Origin of the sequence: Halarcobacter ebronensis (genome assembly GCF_013201825.1) — a bacterium.
GTDB lineage: Bacteria > Campylobacterota > Campylobacteria > Campylobacterales > Arcobacteraceae > Halarcobacter > Halarcobacter ebronensis.
The window spans coordinates 3,001,993-3,022,150 of record NZ_CP053836.1; the positions used below are offsets into that span (position 1 = coordinate 3,001,993).

Sequence of the window (20,158 nt, forward strand, 5' to 3'; positions counted from 1 at the left end):
AAGAGAGAACAACAAGTTGTTCTCTTTAGAGTTTGTTTCTTTAAAGAGAGTTTTACTCTCTTGCTAAAAGAAGTCATAAAATACAGGTCCCTTAAAAATAGGGACTACTTTTAAGGAAAGAAATGGAATATGACGTAATAGTAGTAGGAGGAGGTCACGCAGGAATTGAGGCCTCTTTGGTAGCTGCTAGAATGGGTAAAAAAACCCTACTTATTACAATGCTTGTAGAGCAAATTGGTGCCGCAAGTTGTAACCCAGCTATTGGTGGACTTGCTAAAGGTCACTTGGTAAGAGAACTTGATGCAATTGGTGGAGAGATGGGATTATGTACAGATAATACTGGTATCCAATTTAGAATATTAAATGCTTCAAAGGGTGCAGCTGTTCAAGGAAGTAGAGCTCAAATAGATATGGATGAGTATAGACACTATATGAGAAAAGTGTGTCACAATACTCCTAATCTTGAGGTTTATCAAGATGAAGTAACTTCACTAATTGTTGAAGATAACTGTGTATGTGGAGTAAGAACAAAACTAACTGAAGAGTTTAAAGCAAAAAAAGTAATCCTTACAACAGGTACTTTTATGAGAGGTTTAGTTCATATTGGTGAAAACAAATATGAAGCGGGAAGAGCATGGGAATTACCCTCTTCTACCCTATCAATTCAGTTAAAAGAGCTTGGATTAAAAGTTGGAAGACTTAAAACTGGAACACCATCAAGAATAGATGCAAAATCTATAAACTTTGATGTAATGGAAGCTCATGGTGGAGATGAAAAACCAACACCTTTTTCATTTAGAACAGATAAAAGTAATTTTAACCCTACTCAACATCCATGTTATATCACATATACAAACCTAGGAACCCATGAGACTATCTCTAGTAACTTCCATAGAGCGCCACTTTTTACAGGACAAATAGAGGGGAGAGGACCTAGATATTGCCCAAGTATTGAAGATAAAGTTAGTAGATTTTCTGAAAGAGAGAGACATCAACTATTTTTAGAACCTCAAACAGCAATGTGTACAGAGTACTATATAAATGGACTTTCAAGTTCACTACCTATTGATGTGCAAAAAGAGATGATTCACTCAATAAAAGGTTTGGAAAATGCAAAAATAGTTAGATATGGTTATGCTATTGAATATGACTATGTTGACCCAACTGAACTGCAGCACACGCTAGAAACTAAAAAATTAAAAAACCTCTACAATGCTGGACAAATCAATGCAACAACTGGTTATGAAGAAGCTGCTGCACAAGGACTTATGGCAGGGATTAACGCAGCTCTTGCAATAGATAATAAAGAACCATTTGTACTTAGACGAGATGAAGCATATATTGGTGTACTAATTGATGATTTAGTTACAAAAGGTACAAATGAACCATATAGAATGTTTACTAGCCGTGCTGAATATAGACTACTTCTTAGAGAAGAGAGTGCAGATTTAAGGCTATCAAAATATGGTCATGAGTTTGGACTAATTTCAGATGAACAGTTACAAAAAGTTGAAGAGAAAAGAGAGACTATAAATAGTGCTGTTGAATTTATGGCAAATGAGTGGTTCACTTCTAAAAAAGAGAATCTAGAACTACTTGAAAACTTAGGTGAAGAGAAAATCAAAGATAGAGCCCAACTAATAGATATAGTTGGAAGAAATACTGTTGACTCTGCAAAATTTGATAAGCTAGTACCAAGTTTGGCAAATACACCAGAATATCTAAAAGAACAAATCATAATAGAAGCAAAATATTATAGATATGTGGATAAACAAAAAAGACAAATTGAGAAGATGAAAAAAATGCTTCAAATGAAAATACCTGAGGATTTTGATTATAAAGCAATCCCTGGATTATCAAATGAAGTTGTTGAAAAACTAATAAAATTTAATCCACCAACACTATTTAATGCAAGTGAAATTTCAGGTGTAACACCAGCAGCAATTGATATTTTACATATGTATGTAAATGTAAAATGTCAAAAGCAAGAAAAATTGATAATAGGAAATAAAAAGTGATAATATGTAAAATAAACTTTGATAATGGAAGTTTAATTTAATATGTCAAAAGGTAAAAGTATCATTCCTGATTTCATGTCAGATAATCCAAATGATACTTTTAAATTTTTATTTCCTTTAAAACTAATACTCGATGAAGATAAGTTCGGAAACAGTCACTATGAAGTTGTAGTAAAAAATATGACTAAAAGTGAAGTTTTCACTTATCAAGTATCTCCAGAACTTCTATTTACTCATTTTCCTCTTTATAAATCTTTTAAAAATGGTGAAAAAACAGAATCTAATCCAAGTAAAGAAATCGTTGAAAAAATTTTTACTATTGATTCCACATCAATAAATAGTTCAGCAGAAAAAAAATTAAATGATCTGTTAGATAAAAAAACTATTGGAACTTTATTAGGATGGAATTATAAATATTTAGATACTGCAAAGTATATTAACTGTTATTTAATTGAACAATATGATATAAAAATCATCATTCCTCACTATGCCATAGGAATCTATTATTATTTTAGATTCTCTGAAATGAGAGAGGCTGCTTTAGATTGTAATATTGAAAGTTTATATGTTATGTGTGATGACAATAGAGCCGATGCAAAAATTGTTTTACCGACTCCAAGAACAGATGAAGATGCAGCATTTATTCATAGATATGCCTGTCAATCAACAGCACAAAATGAATTTGAAAATATAAGTAAATACATCCATCACTACTTAAAGTATATGAGAGAGCATGATTTAGATGAAGAAATTGATGGAGTTCATTTAAAAATAAATTTTCCTGTAAAAGAGAAGTTTAAAATAGATACAAGAGTAAGCCTTGTTACTAATAAAGAAACAAAGGAAGAGTACTATTTTATACATGAAATCACTAATGATAATTCAGATATAGGATTTGATAAATTCACAAAGATAGTTGAACAAAATAAAATAATAACAGATCTTGAGGATTTAGAAAATTTATCAAAAGTAGATAGAGAAATTCCAGAAGAAACGACAGAGATATTAAAAGTAAAAGATGCAAATAAAAAGCACACTAGTACACAACATCGAAAAGATAGAAAAAAAAGCTGTGGAAGTTTACTAAATATTGAAATAGAACATGACACACAAACAAAAGATATTATAAAAGATTTACTAAAGATATACCAAGAGCAAGAAAACAATGATAAGGTAGACCAAAGTCTTACGGAATCTTCTTCAAAAGGAGATAAGGCTACTAGACGAGTTATAATTTCAAGTGAATTTGATAAAGAGGAAGCTAGACCTTTAAATGAAATAGATAATTTTGTTGTATTTAGACAATATATGGAATTTTTAAAACAACAATCTACTATTAAAAACTTTACGTTAAGTGAAGTAAAAAACTTACCTGAATTTTTAATCGAAAAGGCTGGAGAGAAAAAAATAAATCCTAAATGTAAAATGAACAAAAGAACTAGACAATATTTAACTGCAACATTTAAGTATGAGAAGTTTTATGTCGGATTATTAGAATTAGAAAATTACCCCTCTTCAGCTGCCTCTTCTTGGGTAATAATCTCTGACTCAGTTATTACAAATAATACCTTTGACTTTTTTATAAATTTATATTTTAAAGATAATAACTCTATTCCAGATATTGCAAAGAATTATAAAAAAGCCGATCCAAAATTTACTAAAAAAAATCATGAAAGAAATGAAAACTTAGATGAAATTCAACTAGCTAAATGGTATGCTGGATTATTGGGAAAAATTAATCTGTAGACTTCTATTTCAATTAACATATTCTCTCATAAAATATTTATCGATTTTATTCCTTTATCTAACGTTAAAGTCTATAAAATTTATAGATAGAAATATCTATATAAATGATATCTATAAATTTCATAGATTAATATTCTTGTTTTAAATGATTCTTTTTTATATATAAATATCTCTTTTTTCATTTTATCCAGAAAGACTACATATAAAAATAATATAATATTTAGTAATTTTTTATTAAAATATATTATAGATAATTAAGAATTATAGGTAATTAAATTGACAACATATACAAATGAATTAGAGGGACAAACAGAGTTTTATACTACGTTTTTAAAAAGAGTAAATAATAAATTGACTTTATCAGATATTTTGTCTGATAATAATGATGGAGTACTAAATGGTAACTTACTTGAGTTTAAATTAGTTATAAATGATTTAAATAGTGTTTTATTTCAAGCTATAAAATATTTATCTGCTATGAGAATGAAAGGGAAATCCGTCCCTGCAAACATAATTTTAATCTCATTAAATGACCATCGTGCATATATTTATAGCTCAAAAGAATATTTATATAACATTGAGCAAGTTTATATTGGTAGTGCATCAAAAAATAATATAGGTTTCCAAGCAATAACATCACCTTTACAACTTAACTATAGTTCTTCGATAGAAGCTGAAAAATTAGTTCATCTTTTGAAAACAACATTTTATACAAGAATTAATATTGATGAGAATTGCATTGTTGGTTGGGCTAGTAGATATTATAGAGAAAATCCAGAAGCCACAAAATCAGGATTTATCGGAGATGAGACAGGGGAAACTCAAATTGTTGGAGAAATTAGAAAACCTGAAAAATTTAAAGAATTTATTAACCCTTATAAAGGTGAATCAAATATAAAGTTTCAATATTTAATGGATAAACTTAATGATGAAATTCAAAAGAAAAACTTAGGAGCTTTTTACACTCCATCTTTATATGTTAAAAAATCTATAGAATTAGTTAGAGAAGCTATAAGGAGAGTCCCAGAAGGAAATGATTATATTATTTTAGACAGATGTGCAGGAACAGGTAATTTAGAACTTGAATTATCAGATGAAGAATTAAGTCATTGTATTGTATCAACATATGAATATTACGAATACAAAGTACTAATGGAACTTATAGGAGATAAAGTTCTACATATAATACCTCCTTTTGAAGTAAAAGAAACCTTTAATAACGGAACAGTACGTGGTGCAGATGCTTTGAGCAAAGAATATTTAAATATTGATATAATTAAACAATATATAGATAATCCAAAGTGTACTATTATTTTATATGAGAATCCACCTTATGCAGAAACAACATCTATGGAGCACCAAAGACAAAACCAAGGTAAAAAATCATCTGCATGGAAAAAAGGATTTGTTGTACAAGAAATGAAAAAAGAGGTTTCAGGTGTTGCTACTAATGATTTAGCAAATGCATTTATATGGTCTGCTTTTAAATATTACTTGAGACAAGAAACAGACAGTTATATTGTTTTTTCACCTGTAAAATATTGGAAGTCTCAACATTTAATTGAAAAAGAATTTTTAGATGGGTTTGCTTTTAATAGAAAACATTTTCATACAAATACTAATGCTTGCATCATGTGTGCACTATGGAGTAATAAAAATAAAACTCTTAAATCCATATCCTTAAAAGCAGTAGATATAAAAGATAATGAATCTGTAGTTTATCCTAAAAAACTAAAAGTAGATAAAGTATTTACATTATATAGCAAAAGATATTATGAAAAAAGAAAGTTTGAAGATGACGTAGAAAATGGCATTGTTGTTGGTCTAAATGGGACAGAAGATACTGTTGGAAAGATAAGAATATCACCAAAATATAACAAGAATATTTTAGGCTATTTGGTTGCGGATAGTACAACATTTGATAATCCAGATGCTAAATCAAGTTTAGTTATTGCAGGAAGATATAATGGTAATGGTTTCTTTTTACGAAAAGATAACTTTTTAGAAAAGCTTCCTATGTTTGCAGCAAGTCGTTACATAAACTATAATAGAGAATGGACTGAAAGAGGTAGAATAATGAAGTCTGCTGATGGAAGTGTTAAGTTTTTAAAAGATATAAAAAACAAAAAAATAGAACAATATTTACTAAAATGTTTATTATTTACAACATTAGAAATGCAAAATCACATGAGAACTTTTATAGGGTCTGATAATAGATTTTATCGTAATGAACTTTGTTTAGATATAAGTAATGGCGAGACAATCGCATCAAGTAGTTTATCTAATCTAAAATTAACTGATGTAGAAAATAATTTATTACAACAATGGAATATTGTTCTAAATATTGCAATGCAAACAAAAAATTATGATAATACTTTAACATATGGTGTATATCAAATTTTTGATGAACTCAATACATTTCATAGAAATGATTTAGATAAAAAAGTTTTTGATTATCCTGAATTGAATGGGCATTTAAATACATTAAAAACATTAGTCAAAAATTATTACAATCAAGAAATTGTTCCAACGTTATTTGAATATCAATTTTTAAAATAACCATTAATAATTCTTAATTATCAGTACTTTGATTAGTAAGAGAACTAGGCTTTTATGCCTAGTTTTCTAGATTATATAGAGAAATTAAAAGTTTTTCTAGGATGTTTTGTACGTAGCAATTTTCTTTGATGCTTCATATTTACTTTTGTATATATTTGAGTAGTAGAGATAGATGCATGACCTAACATATTTTGAATATAACGTACATCTACACCTTCTTCTAGAAGCAAAGTTGCAAATGAATGTCTAAACATGTGAGGTGTCACATGTTTATTCAAACCTATTTTATTTTGATACTTTTGAATCATTAATCTTATTGATTGTTCTGAAAATTTCTTATTTAATCTATTTAGTAAAAAATATCCTTCAATATCTTTTTCTATGCCAAAAAGTTTTGAATACTCTTTTATTAAAGATAAAACTTCTTGATCACATATTTGAATTATTCTTTCTTTAGATCCTTTTCCAAAAATTTTAATTATTCCAGTTTTTATATTTATTGCATCAAGTTTTAAATTTGATAATTCAGACACTCTTATTCCCGTTGAAAAAAGTATCTCAATTGAAACAATATCTCTTACTAACAATTTATAACTACAAGAATTTTTGTATCTATACTCATTTTTTAATGTATATAGATATTTTAAAATCTTTTTTATCTCTTGTAACTCCAAAGTTTTTGGTAAAAGTTTAGGTTCTTTTAATGATAGTTTTAATTTCCGAAATGGGTTAAGATCAATTAAATCATCAAATTCTAAATAATTAAAAAAAGCTTTTAATACAGCAATTTTTCTTTTTATTGTTTTAACTTTATAATCATTCACATATAAAGCTTCAACCCAATCTTTTAAATCATATTTATTGATTTTTTTTATTTCGTAGTTAATAAACCTTTCTAAAAATTGATTTATATCTATATCGTATGCACGAAGGGTTTTTGAGTTTAAATTTTTTTCATATTTACAATGAAATCTAAATTTTTCAATTGCATTTTGTAGTAGCATATTTCTCCTTTTTATAAAATTTAAGGAGTTTAGTAACTTTTTATTAAATAATTCTTTGGTCAAATTTCTTCGATATAATAAGGTCAATTATAATTTAATAAGTAAACCAATAATTTTAATAATTAATTTGATATACTTGAATTAACGATAATAAAGTATTATGGATTATTTACATGTTAAAACCAAATTTTATTAAAACTCACAATTTTATAAATATAATGTTAAAGAAGAAAGAACTTTCTTCCCAGAATTTAGAAATTTTAATTTCGCAACTACATATTTTGAATAATATAAACCCTGAAGAAACAGAAGAAAATCAAAAAACTTTTATAAGAGATTTCTTAATTAATACCTTCAATTATAATATCAATACTGCAGGTGATATAGATTGGGCAATATTAAATGAATCACATAAAGTAGAAGTAATTATTGAAGTAAAAAGAATTAAAAATGAAACAGAAATGGTTACGAAGGAAAACTTCTTAAAAAAAGCATTTTACGAAACAGTATTATATTTTATGAGAGAACGTAATATAGGGAATATAGATTTAAAACATATAATAATAACAAACACCTATAATTGGTTTATAGTTGATGCAACGGAATATGAGAGGCTTTTTTGGAACAATAAAAAATTTAGAAAATCATTTTCAGACTGGAATAATAAGAAAACATTAAATAATAAAACGGATTTTTTCTATAATGACATAGTAAAGCCCTTTTGCGAGTCAATTAATAATTCTAGAAAAACATCTTTATTTGAAACAGATAATGAATTAATAGATTTTACTCATTTTAATATAAAAGAACTTACTTTTAGTGATTCTGAAAGAAACTTTGAAAATATATATAAACTACTTAGCTCTGACACTTTAATGAAAGATTTTACACCAAATGATGGAAACTCTTTAAACAAGAATTTTTATGATGAGTTACTTTATATACTCGGTTTGGAAGAACAAAAAATTGATGGTAAAAAAAGAATTATAAGAATTAAAAAAGATAGGCAGATAGGATCATTTTTTGAAAATGTTTATTCTTTACTCCATAGACATAATAAGTTATCTAATAATGAAGATGAGAATTTTAATAAAGTAATTTCATTAATTATAGTTTGGCTTAATAGAATATTATTTTTAAAACTCTTTGAAAATCAATTAACAGGTTTTTCAAAAAATGAAAATCTATCATTTTTAAAAAAAGAATTTATAAAAGATTTTGATGAATTAGATAAACTTTTTTTTGCAGTATTATCTAAAAAAGCAGATGATAGACTAGATGATGTTAAAAGGAAATATAATTTTATTCCATATTTAAATAGTTCTTTATTCGAAGAATCAGAAGAAGAAAAAAAACTAATTTTTATTTCACAACTTGATTCAACTTCAAAAATTAAATTTTATAAAAATACAATATTAAAAGGCTCTAATGGAAAAAGAATTTCAGGGGAAAGCAGTCTTTTATATTATTTATATGATTTCTTAAACGCATATAGCTTTGGTAGTTTAAACAATATCAATACAGTAGAGGAACAACACAAAGAATTAATTAGTAGCTCTGTATTAGGATTGATTTTTGAAAAAATAAATGGCTATAAAGATGGTAGTTTTTATACTCCAAGTTATATAACTACTTTTATGGCAAAAAATATTCTTGAAAAATTTGTTATTGATAAGTTTAATGAGATAAAAGAATGGAATTGTAAAAATATTGATGATATATTTGATTATATTGGTAGCTCAAAAGAGGATAGAAAAGAAGCAAATGAGATAATTAATAGTTTAAAAATATGTGATCCTGCAGTTGGAAGTGGACATTATTTAGTTTCTATGTTAAATGAGATAATAAGGCTTAAGTCAGACTTAGGAATATTGAGTGACAAAAATGGTAAAAAAATTAGAGACTATAAAATCTTAATTGAAAATGATGATTTAGCTTTTAAAACAATTGATAATGAATATTTTACCTATCAAAAACCTAAAACTGTAACAGAAAACCATTTGATACAAGAAACAATATTTTTAGAAAAACAAAATATTATAGAAAATTGCTTATTTGGTGTTGATATTAATCCTAATTCAGTAAATATTTGTAGATTGAGATTATGGATAGAACTTTTGAAACACACCTACTATACAGAAGATAGTAACTTTGAATATCTACACACTTTACCTAATATAGATATAAATATAAAAGTAGGAAACTCTTTATTAAGTAAATTTCCATTAATAGATAATGAGAATGTGCCAAAAGCATTAAAAGAAAAAATTGAAGAGTATAAAAGTATAGTTAAAGAGTATAAAAATACAAATGATAAACTAATAAAACAAGATATAAAGAAAAAAATAAATGAAATGAAAAAAGAGTTTATTTTAGACTTTAAAAACAACACAAAAAATATTTTAAGTTTAAAAAAAATACTTAATGGATATACAACTCAAAAAGAAGTAAAAAAAGGTTACATTCAACAGTTTGGTTACGAAGGATTAACTAAAGACATCATACTTAAGTATGCAACAGATACAACAGGTAGTTTATTTGACATTAATAGCATAATGACTAAATCTCAAATAAAAAAAGCAAAAAAAGTAAAAAAAGAAATCTTAAAAGATATTGATAAACTTTATAAAGATATACAAAAAGCTGATAATGATAAACTATATGAAAATTCATTTGAATGGCGCTTTGAATTTCCAGAGATTTTAGATGAAGAAGGTAAGTTTATAGGATTTGATGCAATAATTGGTAATCCTCCTTATATAAGAGAACCAGAAAATAAACAAGCCTTTAATGGACTTCATGACTCTCCATGCTACAAAGGCAAAATGGATCTATGGTTTTTATTTGCATGTAAAGGTATAGATTTATTAAAAAGTAATGGTAGATTATCATTCATTGCTACAAATAATTGGATATCCAATTATGGCGCATCTAGATTTAGAAATAAAGTCCTAGGTACTACTAAAATTGAAGAATATATTGATTTTGGAGAATATTTTGTTTTTGATAGTGCCGATGTTCTTACAATGATATTTACACTTAAAAAAACACTCATATTAAACGATTATAATTGTAATTATTCAAGAATTTTAGATAAAACTATAAAAGAAGATGATGTTAAAGAGTTTTTAATTGGGATTCCCAATGAAAAAACACAAAAGTACAGTGCCTTAATGTTCAATCAAAACTTATTTGACAAGAATATCATTTTTTTGAATAGCAAAATTGCAAATGTATTAAATAAAATTGAACAAAACAAAAATTTTAAACTTGATGAAAAAGAAGAACTTGCACAAGGTATTGTAACACCAAATGATTCAGTTAATAAAAAATCACTAGAAACTTTAGGAAATAATTTTAGATTAAATGAAGGCATCTTTACTTTAACAACAGAAGAAATAGAATATTTGAATTTAAATGAAAATGAATTTGAGATAATTAAACCATTATATACCTCAAATGAAATAAATAGATATTTTACTAATCAAAATAATAAAAAATGGATTATTTATACTGATAGTAGTTTTAAAGATACTAATAAAATGGATAATTACCCAAACTTAAAATATCATCTTGATAAATTTAAAGATGTAATTACAAGTGATTATAAGCCATATGGAATTCATAGAGCAAGGAATGAATATTTTTTTAAAGGAGAAAAAATTTTATCTTTAAGAAAGTGTGTAAATAGACCTCTTTTTAGTTATGTTAATTATGATAGTTATGTCAATCAATCATACTATATTATAAAATCTGAAAGAATTAATCTAAAATATTTAACAGCACTTTTAAATTCTAGTTTAGTCGCTTTTTGGCTTAAATACAAAGGAAAAATGCAAGGTAATAACTTTCAAGTTGATAAAGAACCACTATTAGATATACCAATATTGTCAATAGAGGATGACCAAGTTACATTAAATAAAATTACTAAAATCATAGATGAAATTATTTTGATTAAAGAGAATAATGATGATGACGATATGATGTCTTTATTTAAATTAGAAAACGATCTAAATAATATATTTTATAGGTTATATAAACTTAATAATGATGATATAAAAATTATTGAAGAAACAAAGTTCAAATACCTATAATACTTTATTATCAATACTATAGATTTAAAAGGAGGCCCTTAGACTAGGTAGTTTGACATTTTGATAAAAGGATATTTACTTTCATAAAATTTTTTGAGATTTTAATTCCAAAAAAAATAAATTCATATAAGGAAATAATTACAATAGATATATTTATTTATCTATACTTTTATAAATATTTTTAAAACCTTTATGAATTGAAAAATGGCATCCAACTATTTCAGCAACACTCATCTGATTTACAACTTTCTTTTGAGTTCTTAAATATTTAATAGCCCCTAATACTTCACGTTCACTTATTTCTCTTCCAATTTTATTTTGCATAGGAATAAGTTCATATATCATCTCTTTATACCAAAAAGGAATATTTTTAAAGCCATGCGTAAAATCTCTATATATCAAATGATTATCTTTTGAAAAATTTATCAAATTCGTAGGATAGTTTTGAAAAAGATAATAAACCATAGAATTTAATATAAACTCTTTTCTTATAGATAAAGCTTTTTTTGAATTGTATCTATCAAGTTTTTTACAAATAGTTTTATACTCTTCCAATAAAGGAAACTTTTCTAAATTTAACTTTTCTTTTCTAGCAAGTAAAAATCTAAGATAAGTTAAACTTTCAAAAACAAATACTGATTTTACTCTTTGTTTATTTATCACAAAATATCCTCTACTCAATCCTTTTTCAAACCACTTGATAGCTTTCAATCCATATTCATAATTTGATTGAATAAATATAGTAACATTTTCTCTTAAATCCTTTTCACAGTTGTAACAAATACAAAGTTCTTTTTCATGTTTTATCTTGGGTAAACTAATTTTATTATAACATCGCCAGCACCTATCTGTTAAAAAAACTTTGTGTTTAAGACAAGCGTTATAAAAGTTATATCTCCACTTTTTTCTAAAGTACGGTATTTTATCTTCTGCCAAACATTTAGGACAATACATTAACCCATTATGAGTTCTTTTGTCTGTTAATTTTCTAATTTGCAAAGGTGGATATAAACTATTTTCATCACATAAAAATAAATAACCTTCTTCACTATGTAAGGAAAGACTAAATATTTCTTTTTTCGAGAGTTGACTTTTTTGAGCCAAGTGTTTAAATAGCTTTTCATCATATAAAAAATCTAAATCTGTTCTTGATATAGCACTACCCTCATGCCGGATAAATAAAGAAATAAATTCAGATAAACTTCTTCTATGTTCTATTGCCATGCGTGTTAACCAAGAACTAAGAAGTTCATCTTTTAATGGTCTGGGCACAATTAAAAAGAAATAGTCTTGAACCCAGTCTCTATTTCTCTTTAATTTCATACTACAACTTTGGTAAGTAACCTATATCTTCAACCGTTATATATTCGCGCTTAGATTTAATAGCTTTTACCGCAGCTTTTTTCAGCAGATTTACTGTCATACCTATAAGTCCTTCAGACTGATGAAAAAGTGCATTTATAATTTCTGGATTATCTGCCATATTTGAAGCTTCTTTTAAAGGTAAACATCTTTCATATGTTGCTACAAAAGAGCGATATTTTCTATCATTGTTCCATCTAGGAAGTTCAATTGATGGAAATCTTGTTGCTGTTTCTTCTCCTATAGATAATGCAGAATGAGCAGCTCTTGTACCTGCTAAAACAATGGTTAAAGACAAACTATTACTTAGTTGTTTTAAATCATCTATGAAAGTACGTTGTTTATTTAAGTTTCCTGTTAATGCACTATGTATTTCATCGACTAAAATCATTTTTGTTCCTAGCTTCTTTAGGTAATGTTTTGCGAGCTTTTCTTTTACTGCAACTTTATCAACTGCTTTATGAGGGACACACAATTCATTTAAAATACGAGTATATAACTTACTTTCATCAGGAGTTGTAGGAGCTTGAAAATAAATGATAGGGATATCATAAGTAATCCCATTTTCATTTTCAATAGGTTCCAAGGTACTTTTATGCAAATCATACATTCTTTTTAAAATTGCTGTTTTACCATTTATAGAATCACCATAAATTAAGACTCCCTCATGTCTTATTTGTGGAGGATCATCAAATTTATCTTCTAAGAATTCAAGAAGCTTAACCGCGGCACCATATCCAATCCATTTATCTTTTTTACAGTATAAAATTCTCTCTTCATCACTTTTATCTAAGTAGTTAAAGGCTTCTTGTGTTAAGTTACGTTCATTCATTTGTTAACCTATTGGATAAATATCATAACCATCATCATCTTCCTCTTTGACAGAAGAATCTAAACGCATAGGTTGAGTTTGTGTTTCTTTATAATCTATTTGCTCTTTTTCCATTTTTAAGGTTTTCTCTTGATGTCTTTTTGAGCTTTTTTTACGTCTTACAGATTTTTTCTCTCTTTTTGCTGCTTCAACTTTTTGTCTAAGTCTCTCTTTTGCTTCAAAAATATCATGTGGTTCAAGTTCTCTTCCAGTAACCTGTCTTTTTGCTTCTGATATTGCTTCTCTTAATTCTGATAGATTCATTTGAGGTTTTCTTATATCTGCATAGGGAATAGTTATATATTCGTTAATATCTTCATCATATACATATATTTTACTGATATCTCTTGGATCACGTCTACAGATAACTTCATTTTTTAACTCAGGTTTTAATTTTTTATACTGACTTGGAATAATCCATTTTCTAAGTGATTCAGAGAAATAAGTGATGTAATCAATCGTAATACCATTTTTCTGGACAGTACGTTTTATTTGAGGGAGTAATGCCATTCTAAGTTTTAAAGTATTTGTTGGAACTGTTGGTAAAAATGGGATTGATTTTTCTTTACCCACTCCATATAAACCTTGATAAAATTTTTCTTCAGGTGTCATAAATATTGAGCTATGTTCTGTTTTATGATAAACATTTATTACAAAATCTAAATACCATTCTTCGAGTTCATCAATAGTCATAGCAGCTTCTGCTTCAGAATCATAACTTCCTTTTTGAAATATATTAGATCTAGTTGTACCTGGTAAGGCATGCATTTTTTTCATATATGTACCCAAAACTCTTTCAACTGCACCACCAAACTCTGGTCTTGCAACGGGTCGATACCTATCTTCTATTCTAAATTCTTGACAAAAGTTGCGTAAACTAATCGAAGTAAAGTCCTTACCGTTGTCCATATGTACCTTTCTAGGTAATCCATAAACAGGGTATTCACCCTCAACTTTATATTTTGCTAATAATTCATCCTTTGGTAAAATTGCATTTAATAAACATTGCCCTACACTAAAATAACTAGGTGCTTCTAAAGAGATATAGAAGCCATACATCATCCTACTATATACATCAATTGCAACAGTAATAAAAGGTCTTCCAATTGGTTCTCTATTTTCTTCATCAACCAAAATAACATCAACTTTAGTATGATCAATTTGAATAATATCTAAAGGCATTTTTACATCTGGAAATTTATTTGGCATTCCTCTAGTTTCATTTACTCTTATTCCATTTCTATATTTTGCAATAATTTTTGGATGTAAATCATTTATTCTATTTCTTATAGTATTTTTTGTGGGTGCTTTTAGTTCTATATTCTGACATTTATAGACAATTTGCTCATAAATATCTTGTAAAGGATATTGTTGTTTATGTAGATACATCTCTTCTATTACACTATTAATTATTGTATCAACAGATTCATCTAATCTACTTTTCCCTTTACCTCCACAAAATTCTCTTCTAGAAGCTAGAGAACTTACTGTCTTATATTGTTCATAAGTATTAAGCCATCTATATATCGTGGCAATGCCTTTTTTATTTTTCTTAGCAACTTTTTGAACATCATTCGCTGTTCTATTTTCAATATCTAATAAAGGTTCAATAATTTTAAATCGTTCATTTGCCTTATCTAAATCCTTTTGTTCAGTATCAGCTAACTCTTTTATTCTTTTTTTTATATTTTTGGGATCACTAATTAAATCATTGACTTTTACAATTTTTTCATTATATGGTTTATTTAATTTTTTGAGAAGCACTTCATCTAAAGAGGGATACCCTTTTATAATATATTCTATATCTTGGTAAAAAATTTTGCTATCAATATCAAAGGAAATTACATTAGCCATGGTTTAACTCCACAAAAGATTTCATAGTAAGTTCACTACTAAATAGATCTGATTTTAATTTACCATTTGAAACTAATGACCAAATGTTATTAGATATCATTGCATATTCTTTTGGATTAGATGTAATTCTTTGGACTAAATCAAAAGCAGTTAGTTTTGTAGTGTCTTTAAGAACATCTAATATTTCATTTTCATATTTATGCTCAATTGGATTTTCCATATACCTATATAAAAAATCTAAATTTTCTATATATACTTTACTATATGAAAGTTCAGTAAATACATCAAATTTTAAATCATTTTCTTTTGTAAACACTTTTGTAGCTTCAAACTTTTCTTCAAAATATTCTTTATTTTTTTCAAGTTCATTTGAATGCTTCACTTCGATAATTTTATCTTGTAAACCTGATTCTTTTGTCCTTTGAATATAGCAGTCTAAACTATATGTCAAATGTCTATTTCTAAAATCAATTTCAATTTGAGGTTGTTCATAATATGCAAAAACACTATCATCAAATTCTAGAGATAGATAGCAGGCTCTTTCCAATAAGGATTCATAAATAATTGATTTTCCATTTTTTATGCTAGGAAAATGTCCAATGACTGAACGATAGCTCTTTTTTATTTTACGTTGCGGAAATTTAATATAATCTGCTAGCATAATTATTTTCCATTAAATTTAGTTATTTTTAAATTGTATAGTAAAGAAGCTTTAATCTTAATTTTTAAAAATTTTTCTGCGTATTATTAATTTATTGTTAATTTATATTGATGTACTTCTTTTATCCCTTTTGTTCTTTTAGGTTTTTTAACGGGGAAATCAAATTGTGTTGCCAAAATTGGTTGATTTTTGTCTAAATCATAAGATTCTTTATAATTTATCATAAATATTGCTGAAGCTACAGTATTTGGTTTTGTTCCAAAGGGCATGAGAACTATTTGATTATATCCAATATCATTTATTAATCTTTTCAAAAGTTGATAAGAAGCATATGGATTATCTGCGGGAGAATAATATAATTTCATTTTACCTAATAAGTCAATATGATTAGTTAGAGATATATTTTCCCATCCATACTGAAACCCAGGGATCGAAATAATTGGAAAAACATCTTGATATATTTTATTGAAATCATCTATATCAAGTACTGTCGCTAGTCTATCATCTTCAAATCCAATAAAAGTTATAATAGCAGCTTTATCTTTATTAATATTGTCTAATGGTTCATCTAAATAAAAAGGTTTGATATAAGATAAATTTCCTGAATCATAAGAAAGATGAAATTGTTGTTCATGAAAGCCAACCTTTTCGTTAGTATATTCTAGTGGTTCTACATAATATATATCCACTTTAAAATTCTTCTTTAACTTATTTAAGTAAAATAAAATAGTGATTATTTCTATATAAGATAGTGTAGTACTATCTAAAATTATTTTAAATGAAGTATTAATTAATTTATTTAATTCAATCTCATTAAATTTGTTTTTTTTTATAGGTAAATTATTAATATAAAAACTATCATCATTTTGAATATAATATATTTCATAGGAATTCCTAATACTACCATTCTTTTGAAAATAATCATGTATTGCATCACTTCGTTCATCAATTTTTTTTCCATAAAATATAGTGATATTTTTTTCATCATCTATTTCAAGATTATTTAATTTATCTTGAATATCAATACTATTAAACTTAATACTCATTTAATAAATCCAATAAGGTTTTTTCTTTTTTATGACTATTATTGTCATTTTTATCATCATAATTTAAAATACGCTTTTTTATTTTTTCAAATTCTAATTCATTTTGTGTATCAAAAATACTTTTAATATCTCTTATTGAAAAAACAATTTTTCTTTTTTGTCTAGGGCTAATTCCAAAATATGAAGAAAATATAGGATGCAAACGGTATTCTTTTAATGAACCTTGTTCTGTTTTATCTTCGACTTTAGTAATATCTTTTTCTACTAATATAGACCACATATTTAATTCTTTCAATAAACTTTCAAACTCCGTTCTTGATTGTTCTTTGGGATCTTTACTTGTTTGTTTATATTGAATCGAGAATTCATTAACTTCTGCAATACTTTGTGCTGGATCGTTTTGTCTAATTTGAAATAACTGACCTAATCTACCTGCAATTGTTTTTAAAGAAAAACCTTTGTTTCCAGAGCTAGAAATTTTTCTGTCAAATTCATAGGTACTCACATTTTTAGCTGCACTGGCTTGTAGTTCTACCGGTATTGAAATATTTTTCATACTTGAAAAAGAAATATCGTTATTTTCTAATTCAATAATAGATTTGTGAAAAAGTTCTATGAAATGCCTTACATTATTGCAAGATTGCTTTACAAAGCGATCTAACCCACCATAATATGGACATATTTTATAGGTATATTTATTATAAAAAAACAAAATTGCTCCTAATAAATTAATATTTTTCCAATGTTTATATTTTTCAGTATTTCCTTTAAAGTGATCATAAATTTCATCAATATTTAATGTTTCTCTGTTTAACAAAATTGCATTTAGAATTGTATCCGTATGATTTTCACTGAAGAAATCACTTACTTTTTTATTGGAGCTTTTTAGAGAGTTTTCTATACTTTTTTTTACTTTATTTGATAATCCATTATCTTCCATTAAACATTGAGCAACCCTTTTTAAATCATAAAGAGGAAGTATTTTTTCTACAACAGATATTATATTTTCTTGATATACTTTTTCTTTTCTTAAATTCAAGTAGTTTTCAGAAGACAAATAATTAACATCAAATTTTTCTAAAAACTCATATTTATTATTATAATAAAATTGTAAACTATTGATTATAATTTCACAACAGAGAAGTTTAAAATTGTTTTCATTAACAATGACATCTTTATCAATATCAATTACTCTGTAATCATTACGTTCTTGTAGTTTTTCATCTCCAAATAAATCATAAGTAGGTTCATAATGTTTTTTGTATGTAACATTATAGATAATTCCATTTTCAACATTCTTCATCCATGTATTTATTAAAACTTGTTGCTCATAACTAAAATTCTCAAATTCATCTAAAAAAACAAAAAAGGTAGTATTCTTAAATACTTCTATCTGACGAATTAAATCTATATATTCTGAAATCATTGTTTTTGCATCAATAATATAAGGTATACTACTATCAGTATAAGATAACCAATTATTTAGTAGTACTCTTACTTCTCTCAGATGTTCATTAATCTCAACAAAATTAATTTTTTCATTTATGTTAAAGGGCTTAAGTAAATAAAGTGGCACAATTAAATTTTGTACTTGTTTTTTTACATCACTATTTTCATAAGAAGAATCAAGGAATGTAATTAAAAAATTAGATAACTCACTTATAATAGATAATCCTATATATGCGTTTATTACAGGTCTCCATGCTTTGTCTAACGAACATTCAGACATATCAGAAAGCAATCGAGAGTCCGGCTTAAAATAAATACCAATATTTTCTAAAATATCTTGATCTATTCTCTTTTTTTTCTTACTAAAAAGAGTAGGATAACAATGGTATTTTAAAAATGCTGTTTTGCCAGAGCCTCTACCACCACGTATATGATTAGATTTTTTATAATGCAATAATGATTTATAATTTATTGGAAGAACATATATACCCCATAAATCATCGCCTTTTTCTTCTATTCTATTTTGTGTCAAAAAAGTTGACAAAGGCATTTTCATGTTTTTTTTCATATTATCTCTTTTCTTTTAATGCTTTCCATTTATCATTATTTTTATAAATAATTGATAGATTATTATCTGGCACTCCGGTAGAAAATATGTGTGTTGTTCCTATCGCACCAAAACCATATCTAGAGGAACATTTTAATCCCCTTTTTTTAATTAACTCTTTATAAAACTTATGTAGACTTTCAATGGTATTTTCATTATCAAACAAAAATTGTTTATTCTTATTATAATAAAAAAAAGAATTTTCTAAGGAAATGCTTTCAATAGGTTGTATTTCGATCATCAAACTTAATTCTTTTGCTTTTTTTAAAATATTTTTAATACCATATTCATGAGCAATTAAAGGTATAAATAATAAATCATAATTTTTTAATTTACTTATATTATCTTCAATAAAATCACTTATTTGTTGCCCACTTCCTACAAAATCATCAATAAAACATAACACTTTTACATGTCTATCTATTTCTGTTTTTTCAACATCTATAATAAGAGAGCGTGTTATAAAGTTATCTCTTGCTAATTTCATATAGAGATGCCCACTTTCACCTAAATCTCCTGTTGTGATTGTTGAAAATCTAAGAGGAAAGGTTAAATTTAAATTTTTAGAAGAAGAAAAAAGCTTTTCTTGAAAATCTTCTAAATCATTTATTTTATAAAGACCTTTATTTCTTAAATATTTAGGAAGTTTAATAAAAAATGTATTATGCAACATAGATAATATTGACTGTTCATTTCTATAAATAATTTTATTTATAACTAATATAGAAAAATATCGCTCTTCATCATTCTTAAAATTATTAAGCCAATTATCTAAATCTTTTTTTGTCAAGTTCTGCCAATATCCTAACTCTATATATTTTAAACATTTTTTATAAATTTTTTCATATACTATTTCATAATCTTCAGGAGCTTTAAACAACTTTTTC

General features: G+C 26.0%; 12 protein-coding genes. 4 read left to right on the plus strand and 8 right to left on the minus strand.

The features are described 5' to 3' along the window. The first annotated feature begins 122 nt into the window (after positions 1–122). From mnmG to AEBR_RS14650, 3 genes are all read left to right on the plus strand, one after another. Entirely contained in the window at positions 123–2,018 is a 1,896-nt protein-coding gene (gene mnmG, locus AEBR_RS14640; protein WP_129087143.1) for a tRNA uridine-5-carboxymethylaminomethyl(34) synthesis enzyme MnmG, read from the plus strand. A 42-nt stretch (positions 2,019–2,060) separates the two neighbouring features. Then, a complete protein-coding gene (locus AEBR_RS14645) occupies positions 2,061–3,764 on the plus strand; it encodes a hypothetical protein (protein WP_129087144.1) in 1,704 nt (567 codons plus the stop codon). Positions 3,765–4,040: 276 nt separating this feature from the next. Next, positions 4,041–6,323: a hypothetical protein gene (locus AEBR_RS14650; RefSeq protein WP_129087145.1), complete on the plus strand. Its 2,283-nt coding sequence runs from the start codon at positions 4,041–4,043 to the stop codon at positions 6,321–6,323. Between the two features lie 71 nt (positions 6,324–6,394). Here the strand turns inward: AEBR_RS14650 and AEBR_RS14655 are convergent, their stop codons facing one another. Next, positions 6,395–7,327 (minus strand): tyrosine-type recombinase/integrase, encoded by a 933-nt coding sequence (locus AEBR_RS14655; RefSeq protein ID WP_129087146.1) that lies wholly within the window; start codon positions 7,325–7,327, stop codon positions 6,395–6,397. Positions 7,328–7,500: 173 nt separating this feature from the next. Here AEBR_RS14655 and AEBR_RS14660 point away from each other — a divergent pair, with 173 nt between their 5' ends. Continuing rightward, positions 7,501–11,421, plus strand: coding sequence for a type IIG restriction enzyme/methyltransferase (locus AEBR_RS14660; RefSeq protein WP_129087147.1), 3,921 nt, complete (start codon positions 7,501–7,503; stop codon positions 11,419–11,421). A gap of 153 nt (positions 11,422–11,574) precedes the next feature. On the opposite strand, the gene AEBR_RS14665 is transcribed toward AEBR_RS14660, so the two are convergent. The 7 genes from AEBR_RS14665 to AEBR_RS14695 all read right to left on the minus strand — a co-directional run bounded on the left by AEBR_RS14665 (position 11,575) and on the right by AEBR_RS14695 (position 20,151). After that, complete coding sequence (locus AEBR_RS14665) at positions 11,575–12,744, minus strand: TniQ family protein (protein WP_129087148.1); 1,170 nt, start codon at positions 12,742–12,744, stop codon at positions 11,575–11,577. Between the two features lies 1 nt (position 12,745). Continuing rightward, positions 12,746–13,615: a TniB family NTP-binding protein gene (locus AEBR_RS14670; RefSeq protein WP_129087149.1), complete on the minus strand. Its 870-nt coding sequence runs from the start codon at positions 13,613–13,615 to the stop codon at positions 12,746–12,748. A 3-nt stretch (positions 13,616–13,618) separates the two neighbouring features. Then, the gene (locus AEBR_RS14675) at positions 13,619–15,508 is read right to left on the minus strand and encodes a Mu transposase C-terminal domain-containing protein (RefSeq protein ID WP_129087150.1); all 1,890 of its coding nucleotides are present in this window, start codon (positions 15,506–15,508) and stop codon (positions 13,619–13,621) included. Continuing rightward, positions 15,501–16,055 carry a TnsA endonuclease N-terminal domain-containing protein gene (locus AEBR_RS14680; RefSeq protein ID WP_206732668.1) on the minus strand — a complete coding sequence of 185 codons (555 nt, stop codon included), beginning with the start codon at positions 16,053–16,055 and terminating at the stop codon, positions 15,501–15,503. Before AEBR_RS14680 ends, AEBR_RS14675 begins: the two co-directional genes overlap by 8 nt. 200 nt (positions 16,056–16,255) lie before the next feature. Next, a complete protein-coding gene (locus AEBR_RS14685) occupies positions 16,256–17,215 on the minus strand; it encodes a hypothetical protein (RefSeq protein WP_129087152.1) in 960 nt (319 codons plus the stop codon). Continuing rightward, on the minus strand, positions 17,205–19,232 hold the full coding sequence (locus tag AEBR_RS14690) for an ORC-CDC6 family AAA ATPase (RefSeq protein ID WP_129087153.1): 2,028 nt from the start codon (positions 19,230–19,232) through the stop codon (positions 17,205–17,207). The genes AEBR_RS14685 and AEBR_RS14690 overlap by 11 nt, the downstream gene beginning before the upstream one ends. Before the next feature lies 1 nt (position 19,233). Beyond that, positions 19,234–20,151 (minus strand): phosphoribosyltransferase-like protein, encoded by a 918-nt coding sequence (locus AEBR_RS14695; protein ID WP_129087154.1) that lies wholly within the window; start codon positions 20,149–20,151, stop codon positions 19,234–19,236. Between the last annotated feature and the right edge of the window lie 7 nt (positions 20,152–20,158).